Annotated in this window: 10 protein-coding genes; 2 read left to right on the forward strand and 8 right to left on the reverse strand. The window is 37.0% G+C overall.

Annotated features, from left to right (window positions below; genetic code table 11):
• Positions 1-46: 46 nt before the first annotated feature.
• The 6 genes from RE409_RS14325 to RE409_RS14350 all read right to left on the reverse strand — a co-directional run bounded on the left by RE409_RS14325 (position 47) and on the right by RE409_RS14350 (position 8,017).
• A complete protein-coding gene (locus RE409_RS14325) occupies positions 47-1,369 on the reverse strand; it encodes an MFS transporter (protein WP_201224436.1) in 1,323 nt (440 codons plus the stop codon).
• A 638-nt stretch (positions 1,370-2,007) separates the two neighbouring features.
• A complete protein-coding gene (locus tag RE409_RS14330; RefSeq protein ID WP_201224435.1) occupies positions 2,008-2,778 on the reverse strand; it encodes an SDR family NAD(P)-dependent oxidoreductase in 771 nt (256 codons plus the stop codon).
• A complete protein-coding gene (locus RE409_RS14335) occupies positions 2,775-4,196 on the reverse strand; it encodes an aldehyde dehydrogenase family protein (protein WP_201224433.1) in 1,422 nt (473 codons plus the stop codon). Before RE409_RS14335 ends, RE409_RS14330 begins: the two co-directional genes overlap by 4 nt.
• A complete protein-coding gene (locus RE409_RS14340) occupies positions 4,193-5,320 on the reverse strand; it encodes a tartrate dehydrogenase (RefSeq protein WP_201224431.1) in 1,128 nt (375 codons plus the stop codon). The genes RE409_RS14335 and RE409_RS14340 overlap by 4 nt, the downstream gene beginning before the upstream one ends.
• A 153-nt stretch (positions 5,321-5,473) precedes the next feature.
• Positions 5,474-7,315 carry a sigma-54 interaction domain-containing protein gene (locus tag RE409_RS14345; protein ID WP_201224429.1) on the reverse strand — a complete coding sequence of 614 codons (1,842 nt, stop codon included), beginning with the start codon at positions 7,313-7,315 and terminating at the stop codon, positions 5,474-5,476.
• Between the two features lie 438 nt (positions 7,316-7,753).
• Positions 7,754-8,017, reverse strand: a complete 264-nt coding sequence (locus tag RE409_RS14350; protein WP_201184814.1) for a hypothetical protein — start codon at positions 8,015-8,017, stop codon at positions 7,754-7,756.
• Between the two features lie 177 nt (positions 8,018-8,194).
• Between RE409_RS14350 and RE409_RS14355 the strand changes: the two genes are divergently transcribed.
• On the forward strand, positions 8,195-8,908 hold the full coding sequence (locus RE409_RS14355; protein ID WP_201224427.1) for a class I SAM-dependent methyltransferase: 714 nt from the start codon (positions 8,195-8,197) through the stop codon (positions 8,906-8,908).
• Positions 8,909-9,339: 431 nt separating this feature from the next.
• On the opposite strand, the gene RE409_RS14360 is transcribed toward RE409_RS14355, so the two are convergent.
• Positions 9,340-11,139, reverse strand: a complete 1,800-nt coding sequence (locus RE409_RS14360; protein WP_201224425.1) for a S9 family peptidase — start codon at positions 11,137-11,139, stop codon at positions 9,340-9,342.
• A 222-nt stretch (positions 11,140-11,361) separates the two neighbouring features.
• Between RE409_RS14360 and RE409_RS14365 the strand changes: the two genes are divergently transcribed.
• Positions 11,362-11,517, forward strand: a complete 156-nt coding sequence (locus tag RE409_RS14365) for a hypothetical protein (protein WP_201184820.1) — start codon at positions 11,362-11,364, stop codon at positions 11,515-11,517.
• Between the two features lie 82 nt (positions 11,518-11,599).
• Here RE409_RS14365 and RE409_RS14370 read toward each other — a convergent pair whose 3' ends face one another.
• The gene (locus RE409_RS14370) at positions 11,600-12,040 is read right to left on the reverse strand and encodes a YjfA family protein (RefSeq protein WP_376109738.1); all 441 of its coding nucleotides are present in this window, start codon (positions 12,038-12,040) and stop codon (positions 11,600-11,602) included.
• Positions 12,041-12,122 lie beyond the last annotated feature (82 nt).

Raw genomic sequence — 12,122 nt, forward strand, 5'->3', positions numbered from 1 at the left:
ATATCTATTTTCAATTCGATTTCTTGTTCTGCACTAACGTTTCTCTTTACCTTATATTAAGGTTTTTTGATTGCTGCTGAACTGAAGCAGAAGTAACAAGTCCTTTCTTAATTGTAAAGACGAGTAAAAAGCAGATGAATAAGACTATACTAATAAAATATAATCCCATCTCTACACTACCTGTAGAATCCTGTACATATCCAATTACATATGGGCCGATAAACCCACCTAAATTACCAATGGAACTAATGAGCGCTATTCCTACAGCAGCTTCTAATTCAGTAAGGAATAATGAAGGAATTGCCCAAAAAGGTCCGAAAATACTGTAAATACCAACAGTTGCAACAGACATCATGATTATAGATAGGATAGGATCCGTAGTTAATCCACATCCCATAAGGCCAATAGCACCAACAAGCGGCGGAATGGCAGCATGCATTTTTCTTTCACCAGTGCGATCAGATCGGCGTGCCCACCAAACCATCGCTATTCCTCCAAAAATATAAGGTATCATTGTAATCAAACCGACTTGAGTATTTGTTAAAATATTTGAAAAGGATTTGATAATAGTTGGCATCCAAAACCCTATTCCATACAAACCAGTGACTAATGTAAGGTAAATAAACGACAATCTCCAAATTCTAGAACTCCCAAAAATATTTTTCAGACTAGAGTGTTTGCCTATCTCCTTACCTTGATTTTCTTTTTCAATTTCGGATATGAGCCACCCTTTCTCTTCCTTTGTAAGCCACTTTGCCTGTTCAGGACGATCTGTTAAATAAAAGATAGTCGTAATCCCTAAAATGACAGCAGGAATTCCTTCCAGTACAAATATCCAGCGCCATCCAGCCATTCCACCCCAATTAATATTATCTATTATCCACGTGGTAACAGGTGCTCCAATAATATTGGACACTGTCAAAGCTGTCATGAAAAGGGCTACTGCACGAGCTCGTTCTTTTCCTCGGAACCAATACGTAATATAAAGTAAAACGCCTGGAAAAAATCCAGCTTCGGCAACTCCTAGCAAAAAACGTAGGATATACAAATGATTCGCATTTTGGACCCAGGCTGTTAATATTACAACAATACCCCAGGTTATCATTATTCGCCCAATCCACTTTCTCGCTCCTATACGATGCATTAGCATATTACTGGGTACTTCAAAAAGAAAGTAACCAATAAAGAAAATACCAGAAATTAACCCCAAAGTGGATGCTGTTAAACCGAGATCTTTATTCATCTCCAGAGCAGCATAGCCAATGTTTACTCTGTCTAAAAAAGCAATGATATACAACACAAAAATATAAGGAATAATCCTTCTGGATACCTTTTTTATTGTACGTGCTCCTAATTCAGATTCCTGCATATTACAACTCCTATTTAGGAAATTTTGTTAACATTGGAGTACTAGAGATTTGCTCGTTTTTTTACTACTATTCTAACTAATAGAATCACTGCAGTTGCCCAGTTAAATCTTTCAAGGATATCCTTGAGCCATTTTTATTTGATTCCTCCTACTTTTTTGTAGGGGGATAATTTAGTAGGCTCTGCCCATAGTAATCTCGTACCTCGATACATCACATAAAGTTGAAGCATAAAAGAAAGTCTTATTTAACGAAACATGTGAGCCAGCTTGTTGCTAGTTCTACTGATTTCGGTCTCGTAATCGAGGTTCGTGAAGTCCTATCGTCCTAGGTAAATTCAAAGTAAGCTGACATTTTGGTTGCAATAGTGTGTTAGACAGATTCGCTCTAACTTTGACTGCTATACCGGGTTCAAAGGCTATAAATACTGATGAACTAAAAAATACTAGATTGAAGTCGTTCTTTAAAAGTATTATGGCAAAATCAAAAGTCTCAACATCAAATGCAACTAGCGGACACTTACATTTTTTGAATGCATACGATATTGCTTAAAGTCATTTCACAATATCGTATGGCTTGGCTGAAAAAATACACTTAATTAAGGGAGTCTCGTTATCTATATTTTCGTCCAGCTCACTAATTATATCCCACGTCCACCATCTACATTGAGTATCTCACCAGTCACTATTTTTGCTAAGTCGGAAGCGAGATAAAGGGAAGCTTGCGCAATATCTTCTGCCTGTATAAGGGAACCTAATGGAACGCTGTCCAAAAAGATCTTTTTCTTATCTTCTTCCATCAGTGTCCCGTCCCCATTCAAAAATTGATTGATCATCGGTGTATCAGCAGGTCCTGGGTTAATGGCATTCACACGAATTTTATAAGGTGCGAACTCCAATGCCAATGCCTTAGTAAGCATAATGGCAGCTCCTTTTGACGCACAGTATGCATTTAAACCGGGACGAGCTCGTACCCCTGCAATGGAAGCGATATTTATAATCGAACCGCTTTGCTGTTTTTTCATGATTGGAGCTGCATACTTGGTAGTTAAAAAGATAGATTTCGTATTAACGTCCATAATCCGATCCCATTGTTCTATACTTAAATCCTCTACCTCTGTGAAGACCTGAGGTACACCAGCACAATTCACTACAATGTCTAATCTTCCAAAAATGTCCTCCACTTCCTGGAACAGTGCAGCCACATCTTCGTTATTAGAAACATCGACCTGAACGGCCTTGACATTTTCGCTAGAAAACGAATCGCTTGCTGCTTTTGCTGCCTCGATATTCAAGTCTGCGAAGATTACATTTGCTTTTTGTTCAACAAATAATTGTGCAATGGCTTTCCCCATACCTGACCCTGCTCCCGTTACAATGGCTGTTTTCCCCTGTAATAATTTCTCAATCATAAGTTAATCACCACCATTTTTTCATCTGTCATTTCTTCAATCGTATATCTTGGTCCTTCCTTACCAATTCCACTTTTCTTAACTCCACCATATGGCATCATATCGTTGCGGTAGGTTGATACGTCATTCACGATTACTCCACCATATTCCAGCACCTTGACTGCCTTTAAGGCTAAAGCCAGATCTTGTGTAAAAATGCCTGCTTGAAGACCATAATCCGATTGATTGGCCGACTCTAATGCTTCCAAAATATCCTCGTAAGGGATTATCGCCACTACCGGTGCGAACACTTCCTGACAAACAACTTTCATGTTCGGTGTTGTTTGAGTTAATACAGCTGGATAAAACAGTGAACCTTCTCTAAGAATCGGCGTAAGCGCAACAGCACCTTCTGAAATAGCCTCATTGACCCACTGTTCTACGCGAATCGCCTCTTTTTCATTAATCATTGGACCTATATCCGTGTCCGGTTCTTCCGGATTCCCAACTTTCAGTTGTTGAACATATGAAAGATACTTTTCTGTAAAATCATCCAATACAGAATTATGCACATATAAACGCTGAACAGATATACATGCTTGCCCTGCATTGTGAAAGCTACGGGAAGCCGTAAGCTTGGCCGCTTGGTCCAAATCAGCATCAAAATGAATAATGTTTGGAGAATTGTTTCCTAGCTCCAAGGTTACTGGGCGCATTCCACTTTTCTCTTTAATATATCTTCCAACTCCTGCTGATCCAGTGAAAGAATACATGGCAATCCGTTCATCCTGTAAAAGCCATTCACCAACTTCGGCACCACCATTTACCACATTTACATATCCTTTTGGCAGACCAGCCTCTTCAAACAGTTCTACTAATTGAAATGTGGTCACAGGTGTGTTTGGTGCTGGTTTTACTACCACTGTATTTCCTGATGCTAGTGCTGGGGCGATTTTATGTATCGCTAACAATAATGGGTAATTAAAGGGAGTGATGGCTCCAATGACTCCTTTAGGGACACGGATTGTGAACCCCAATCGATTATCCGCTCCTTCGACAGCCTGTAACGGAATCATTTCACCAGTAATTCTTTTTGCTTCTTCCGCGGACAAACGCAAAGTTTCAATTGTGCGATCCAGTTCACCTTTGGCATCTTTAATGGTCTTACCTACTTCTCTCACCAAGGTGATCTCAAATTCTTCTCTACGTTCTTGGAACAACTCGGAGGCTTTCAATAAAATTTGATACCTTTGAAATGCAGTTAATTGATCTTGTTTAAAGCATTTTCGTGCCTCTGTTATAGCATTATAAACATGTTGCTTTTCTGCCTTAGCAACATGAGTTAATACTTCACCTGTATATTTGTTATATACAGGAATCGTTTCTTCTGTAGGTACTTGCTGTCCACCAATAGATAAATGATAGTCTTTTATAATCATTTTTTCTCCCCCAAATTGGTTTTTAAACTCATTTCCCGTATTTTTGAAACAATTGCATCTCCCATTTCCATGGTATTAGCCGTTCCTCCGAGATCAGGAGTCCTGACAGTACCATCGAATAACACTTCTTCTATGGCGTTCAACACCAATTTTCCTAATTCAGGAAGTCTAAGATGATCCATCATGAGGCTAATACTCCAAATTTGTGCAATTGGATTGGCAATCCCTTTTCCTGCTATATCTGGTGCTGAGCCGTGTATTGGTTCAAACATCGAAGGATATTTCCTTTCAGGATTGATGTTTCCAGAAGGTGCCAACCCCAGTCCCCCAACTATAGCGGCTCCCAAATCCGTTAATATATCCCCAAACAGATTGCTTCCCGCAACGACATCAAAACTTTCAGGCTTTGAGATAAAATAAGCAGCAAGTGCATCTATATGATAGAGTTGAACATCTATCTGAGGGTACTCATTTCCAATTTCTTTAACGATTTCATCCCAAAATGGCATGGTATGATTAATCGCATTGGACTTTGTTGCGACCGTCAGCCTTTTCTTTGGTCTACTTTCAGCCACTGAATAGGCATACTTGAGAATCCTTTCACTTCCATATCGGGTAAATACATTGTTTTGTATCGCTGTTTCATAAGGTGTGCCTTCGTGAAGGCGACCACCTATATTCGAATACTCCCCTTCCGTATTTTCTCTAATTACGACAAAGTCTAAATCATCATGTGATTTATATCTCAATGGGCTTTCCAACCCTTTAAGCAGTTTGACCGGTCTCAAGTTAACATATTGCTGAAAATGCCTGCGGATTGGAAGAATAAGTTCCCATACCGAAACATGATCTGGAACAGTAGGAGCTCCAACAGCTCCAAATAAAATCGTGTCGTAATCCTCTAATAAATTTAGTCCATTCGTTGGCATCATCCTTCCATGTTTTAGATAATACTCACAATTCCAATCATAGAAATCGTAAACAAATCTTACATCTGAATGTACTTCTTCAAGCACTTTTAAAACCTTCAACCCTTCATTAACTACTTCTGGACCAATTCCGTCCCCAGGAATAATTGCGATGGAAAAGTGTTTTTGCAATTTCTTCACCTCATTATGTTTCATAATAATGTGCTACAATTTCATAACTTGCAAAAACCGTGCCAATAAAATCAAAATACTGAAAATTCAGATATATTAAGCGACAAAAGGGTTTTCTATTTTATTAACCCTTCGATAAGTGTTTTAAATTACAACAAGGTGTTGAATTTTGAAACACTACAGATTATATTCTTTTAGTTTTCTCCATAAAGTAGATCGGTCTACTCCAAGTGCTTGTGCAGTCTTAGTTTTGTTATTGAAATATTTTTTTAATGCCTCCTCAATCAGTTCTCGTTCCTTCACTTTAATGCTTAAATCAGAAAGATCTTTCTGACTTTTGTTCCTATTAAGCTTTTGTAAAAGGAATTCGCCGCTTTGCACTGTTAAGGTTGTTCCCTCTTCAAGCAGTACCATTCGTTCAACTATATTTCTGAGCTCCCTTATATTTCCTGGCCAGTCATATGCCTTAAATAATGTATATACCTCTTGGTCAATACTAACGATTTTCGATTCGCGTTTTTCGTTGAATTGATTAACAATTGCCTCCAATAGGTCAGGAATATCGATTAATCGATCGCGCAAAGGTGGTAACTCAACATTCAAAACGTTAATTCGGTAATAAAGGTCAGTTCGAAACTTTTTTTCTCTAATTTCTTCCTCTAATTTTCGATTTGTTGCAGCAATAATTCGAACATCTACTGGCACAACACGTTCTCCCCCGACCCTTCGCACTGTTCTTTCCTGAAGAACACGCAATAATAGAGCTTGGATATGAAGAGGCATTTCACCGATTTCATCTAAAAATAAAGTACCACCGTGAGCAAGTTCAAATAGACCTACTTTTCCTCCCTTATTCGCCCCTGTAAATGCACCCTCTTCATATCCAAATAATTCACTTTCCAACAGGCTTTCTGGTAATGCAGAACAGTTTACAGCAACAAAAGGACCCAGAACACGTGGACTTGCCAAATGAATACCTTGTGCGAATAGTTCTTTTCCGGTTCCAGATTCACCTGTAATTAATACAGTTGCTTCAGTTTGAGCAAATCTTTGGGCTAATTCCTTAGCCTTTATCAATTCCTTGGATTGACCAACAATATCACTCAGTCTATGTTTTGCTTCAAGTCCACTTTGATGTAACATCTTTCTAAGTTTAAGCTCCATTTTTTGAATATTAGTGATTTCTTTAAAACTTGAAACTACCCCAACAATTTTACCTTTGACAATCACTGGGAATCGGTTAATGACAATTTGCCTCCCCTTGACTGTTGCAATATCCCCCATTTCAATTTTTCCAGTTGCAAGAATGCGCATCAAATCGGAATGAGGGATAAATTCCGTAATCTTATGTCCTTTTACTCCATCTTGTAGACCTAATAATTTTTTTGCATGTTCGTTAGCTACTGTAATTCTTCCCTCATGGTCTACTGCCACAACTCCATCATGAGCAGATTTAACAATAGCTTCTACCTGATACCTTTCCATGGCTATACTTGCTGTTAATTTGTCTATGGAAATTGCCATTTGTATACTAGAAATCAAAGAAGATAGGGAGGGTTTGATAAGATGTACGGTTCCTGAATGTGAATGAGTGAGTAAGTCTTTCATCCAAACGGGAGCTACATACACCCTATCCGGTTGAATACCAGCTGAAAAAAACTCTTCTTTACTGACAAAATGTAATGGGATTCGTGGATTCTCATCATATTCTTTTTTTAGCCATTTAATTTCTTCTTCTGATGCAACAACACAACATATTTTGTTAGAATCATTCATTAGACCTTCTTTTTCTTTCGTTTTCTCAATATCATCCAGACGAATGGAAAGCGGTAGAATTGGAACTTGAAGAGCTGCTAATTCTTTTTGATAGATTGCGGGCGTTATAATGACCATCGGGTTCATAATCTGCTCTAACAAAGCATTCACAGAATAAAAACGAGCAGTTTTGTATCCTACTCCTCGAAACAGCTTTCCAATTTGATTTTCCAATGAGTCACTCATTTTATATAAGGCAATCATTACACTTCTCCTTGCTACACAGATTTGGGATTCAAATCTATCATTTCCATTACAATTATACACTTTACATACAATTTATGGCACGATAACTTCATGCCTAAATATATATATCAAAGGTTTTCATGTTTGCAATTCTTCCTCCATAAAGCAGCCTGAAGTGAAAAAAGTATTAAAATTAACATTCAATTTCTATAGATGCCCTGAAAAATCAAGAATGTGAACTGTTTATAAGAGTACTATCACCCTCTGGCTCTCTTGCTTTAACGCTTCGTCTTCAGGTTTATTGAAAAAATTCCGGTTTCAAGTGAAGAGAAAATCCCCTTTATTTTTTTGTACCTTTTTTCATCTAGATTATTTCCACTAATATGACATTCCGCGAAACAAAATAAAAAAACCTGAATCTATTTTTCAGGTTTTTTAGTGTTCTATTTTATTTTACTACCAAAGAAATGCAAGAAAGATTAAGGACGAAATAGCCCCAAAGGCAAATCCATTAGCAGCCCCCCGACCAAATCCTGAATTAAAACCAAAACCATAACCAAATCCTCCAATGTTACCACCATCATCAATTGGGCGAATATAAACACGGTTAGGAGTAACCCGATGTATAATTCCACGATGAACCGTCCCTCTATTTGTACGAATTTCTACTGGTCTTCCAACACCTTGCCTGCACTTATGATAATAATTGTGGTTTCCCATTTTAACACTCCCCTTGTTAATCGTTCTACATCGTATGCATCCGGGGACTAGCCTGCATAGATTAAACACCCAATACAAATGAAAAGTCTGTTTCAAATTTACCTTTTTGTTGAATTCAATCACGCATTGATTCAGCTGCATAAAATAAATGAATTACTTTTTAAAGGAGACAATGCAATGAATCATTCATACCAAGACGCCTTAGCATTCTTAGGAATTGAAGGGGCTCATCCTGGAGGATTTGAACTAACTAAACAACTCTTAAAGAATGAAAAAATAGACCAATCCACAATAATCCTTGATGCTGGATGCGGAACAGGGCAAACATCTCAATTCTTGGCTCAACACTTTCTTTGCCAAGTTTACGCATTGGATAATCACCCTGAGATGGTAAAACATGCAAACCAACGATTTCAACAAGCTAACATACCCAGTAATGTTTATATGAATTCCATAGAAGATTTACCTTTTACTAATAATTATTTTGATTTTATCATGGCTGAATCCACAACAGCATTCACTAATATTCAACAATCGCTTTGTGAATATTACAGAGTCCTAAAACCTGGTGGTACTTTGATTTCTATAGATATGACGGCAGAGACTGAACTTAACCTTAATCAAAAAAAGGAAATAATGAAATTCTATAATTTAACGAATGTCTTGACACAATCGGAATGGTTAAAAGCATTCAAAAAGGAGGGATTTAAAAATCTAAAAATTCTAAAGTCGAATACAGTTTTAGAAGAATTAAAAAATTCATCAGCTGTCGATAACCTCATTCTTCCTTTAAATGAATCTTTGGAACAAATCATAGAGGAACATTATCGGCTTGTCCTAAGTTGTGGAAACAGTTTGGGATATAGAGTATTTAGGGCAAATAAGGAATAGCCCACTAAAACTCTAATATATATATGCAAATATTTTTATGGAACAAATCTGATAAAGGAGTTGTTTTCTCCATTCATCTCTATCAATTATACATTCCACTTGAATTCGTAACTAACAAACTGTGCAAAGTTAAATCGGCTTCATATTTTCATCTTTAAATTAATTAATAAAAAAATTTAAAGAGGCTGTCCGAATTTTGAAACAACCTCTTTTTCATTTTAAATTCCTTAATTTTCTTATTACATCTAAGGACTCCGCTTCATTTAGAAATAGCTTAAATAAAATTTGTGTTAGCTAAATTAGTGTTTTTGTCCTGTGGAAGAATTATGCCCTTCAAAATCCTAATTTAGGTTATACAATTATTATTTGGTAATTTATAATAGTTTCATAACCTTTGTAGCTTCGGAGGTGTCCCAAACAGGAATTTTAGTTTATGCTTTCTCTTTTGAACGAACGAATTGATTAAAGAATGAAAGTATCTTTTGATAGACGGCAATTTCATTTTCTTTCTTGGAAAAGCCATGCCCTTCATCTTCTAATAGCATATACTCAACATCTCTTCCTTTATCCTTTAATGCTTGCACAATTTGGTCTGATTCTTCTTTGACCACACGAGGATCGTTTGCGCCTTGAATAACAAGCATTGGCTTTGTCATAGAGTCTAAATAAGTGATTGGAGAATATTCAGTAAGCTTTTCTTTATCTTTTTCCGGATTCCCTACCCATTGATCCATAACTGGCTTCCAATCTTCAGGAACCGAATTGATAAAAGAAAATAGATTAGATGGACCGAAAATATCAACAACCGCTTTAAAGTAATCAGCATGACGACCGTGTAGAAGAAGAGCCATATAACCACCATAGCTTCCACCCATTAATAAAATATTTCCTTTATGCGCATATCCTTGTTTTATCAACCAGTCGAGACCAGCGACATTATCTAAGCGTGGCCCATATCCCCAGTCTCCTTCTACCATTTTCATGAATTCCAAACCATAACCAGAAGAACCACGAAAGTTTGGAGCGAAAATACTGTACCCATGATTTAAAAAGAACTGAAATGAAGCTCTAAAAAATTTCCGTTCTGCCGCTTGTGGACCTCCGTGAGGCCAGAAAATAACTTCACCATTATCATTTTCCTTTTTTGCCCTAAAAAATAACGCTTCAATCTCCATACCATCAAATGATGGGTATGTTATGACATCCGGTTCAACTAAGTCATTTGAATCTACTCCAGGAACAGAATACTGAGTTAATGATATCCACTCATTTCCCAATCGTTTATAAATATTATGAGGATTAGTTGCACTCCTTCCTAATAAGTACAGAGTGCCTGATTTAGCGACTTCAAGCTTTTCAATGACACTGCAAGGGGACGAAAGCTTCTTCCAATCAGTACTTTGGAGATTGTATTCATATAAATGATCCTCTACACCCTTTTGACTAGTTACATATAATAATTGATGCTCTTTACTATATTTTAAGCCATCAAAACTCTCATTTTCCAATTCTTTAACTTTACTGAATTGGTCTGTTTCAAGGTTGTATGAAGCCAAATAGGTAAAATCTGAATCATAATCAGTCAGTAAATATACCATTGAATCTGAAACAAAAACACCATCATTAACTGTGTGTTGTTTCTCAGTAGGAGGCGTAAGCAGGATATTTTCATTGCCGCGTTTCGCATATAGAAGAGTATATGTATTAGCAAAGTGTTTATAGTATAGTAAGGTTTCTTCATCTGGGCTTAAGCCATATAAATACGTTGCTGCATCCTTTCCTTCTAGAACCTTTGTTTCACGCCCCGATTCTAAATCTAAACAATAGGCATTCAAATAGGACGGATTTCCTTTCGATGAAGTGTAATAAAGTTTATTGCTGTCTTCCGATAACATCGGCATAAAATTACGAGTATCTTCATGATAGACAATTTCCTTCATCGCCCCACCTTGCAAGGGAATCCCGTAAAATTGAGTATTTTCATTGCCGTCTTGGTCAAATCCAGCAATAATAAACCTGCTTTGCTTATCATATAAAAGACCTTGGCAGCTTTGATCCACAAATGTGAGCGGATAAGGGAAGGTGTTTGGCAGATTCATCCCCCATAAATTATACTTGCCACTCAAATTCGTACTAAAAACCAGCTGCTTTTCATCTGGACTAAGTGCAAAATCACCAATAGAAAAAGTTCGCAAAAACTGCTCAACATCAGGCTTAGGAAATGAAATCATCGTTTGCAACTCCTTATATTTTTAATATAATGAAAAATCTGTAATTATTATACCATATTTTACCTTATATTTAAAAATAAAACTACTACTCTTGCGATCATTGCCCCGACCTAAAGTACCATTCAATTTAACAGGATGAAATGGTAATTATATAATCACCATTACAAGATAAAATACTTCTCAACAAATCACTATTATTAAATTAGTTAATACGAAGATTTCATGGAACTCTTTGTACACATCCCAATAACGAATCAATTACAAGACAAAAAAGCGACACTTGTTATCATAGGTATTAAGCCAGATCCAGATGGAAAGGGAGGGCATTCAGAAAAAGTAAAAAGAGAGCCACTCCGCAATGGAATGGCTCTCGGTTGACAAATCCACACAAAAAAAGAGCTAGGCTTGTTCTGAAGAAATATTTATCATCTAATCATTATATGATGATCAAAGACCACTTCTAATACCAAATAGTTACCGCTTTCTTATAGGCGTCACTATTAGGGATTGCATGTATCCCCTGGGCCTGTGCCTTGCGCGGGTCTAAGTCATATACCATTGGTGTATAACATGAGGTCTGCCCTTTATTTACAACTCCATTTCCTCCTGTGCTGTTACACGTATAAGCTTTACCATCTGTGCTTCTAACGATTCTAGCATCCGCTTCATGATTGTATACAGCCGGACGCGTAACAGTAACTTTCGCCCAGGCAGTTTTACAGGTAGTGCTGAATTTCAATTCTACATACGAAACGGAATCAATCCATTTTGTATCCTTCGTAACAGCCGAGCTTGCACAACTATTATAGTTAGGGCTTTTTCCATCATAATTATGATTTTCGGCTAGTGCTTGATTATTCCCAAATATAAAAAAATCAATAACGAACATCGACAACATCATTACTAACGATAAACCTATCATTTTAAGTTTATGATTCAAGTCATTCATCCTTTCTTTACATAAAAGTAGAAGAAGGCTTTTG

Origin of the sequence: Peribacillus sp. R9-11 (assembly GCF_031345095.1) — a bacterium.
GTDB lineage: Bacteria > Bacillota > Bacilli > Bacillales > DSM-1321 > Peribacillus > Peribacillus butanolivorans.

Excerpts from the sequence above, each read along its gene's own strand:
- RE409_RS14325 (WP_201224436.1), bottom strand. The coding sequence starts at position 1,369 with ATGCAGGAATCTGAATTAGGAGCACGTACAATAAAAAAGGTATCCAGA.
- RE409_RS14330 (WP_201224435.1), bottom strand. The coding sequence starts at position 2,778 with ATGATTGAGAAATTATTACAGGGGAAAACAGCCATTGTAACGGGAGCA.
- RE409_RS14335 (WP_201224433.1), bottom strand. The coding sequence starts at position 4,196 with ATGATTATAAAAGACTATCATTTATCTATTGGTGGACAGCAAGTACCT.
- RE409_RS14340 (WP_201224431.1), bottom strand. The coding sequence starts at position 5,320 with ATGAAACATAATGAGGTGAAGAAATTGCAAAAACACTTTTCCATCGCA.
- RE409_RS14345 (WP_201224429.1), bottom strand. The coding sequence starts at position 7,315 with ATGATTGCCTTATATAAAATGAGTGACTCATTGGAAAATCAAATTGGA.
- RE409_RS14350 (WP_201184814.1), bottom strand. The coding sequence starts at position 8,017 with ATGGGAAACCACAATTATTATCATAAGTGCAGGCAAGGTGTTGGAAGA.
- RE409_RS14355 (WP_201224427.1), top strand. The coding sequence starts at position 8,195 with ATGAATCATTCATACCAAGACGCCTTAGCATTCTTAGGAATTGAAGGG.
- RE409_RS14360 (WP_201224425.1), bottom strand. The coding sequence starts at position 11,139 with ATGATTTCATTTCCTAAGCCTGATGTTGAGCAGTTTTTGCGAACTTTT.
- RE409_RS14365 (WP_201184820.1), top strand. The coding sequence starts at position 11,362 with ATGGAACTCTTTGTACACATCCCAATAACGAATCAATTACAAGACAAA.
- RE409_RS14370 (WP_376109738.1), bottom strand. The coding sequence starts at position 12,040 with ATGATGTTGTCGATGTTCGTTATTGATTTTTTTATATTTGGGAATAAT.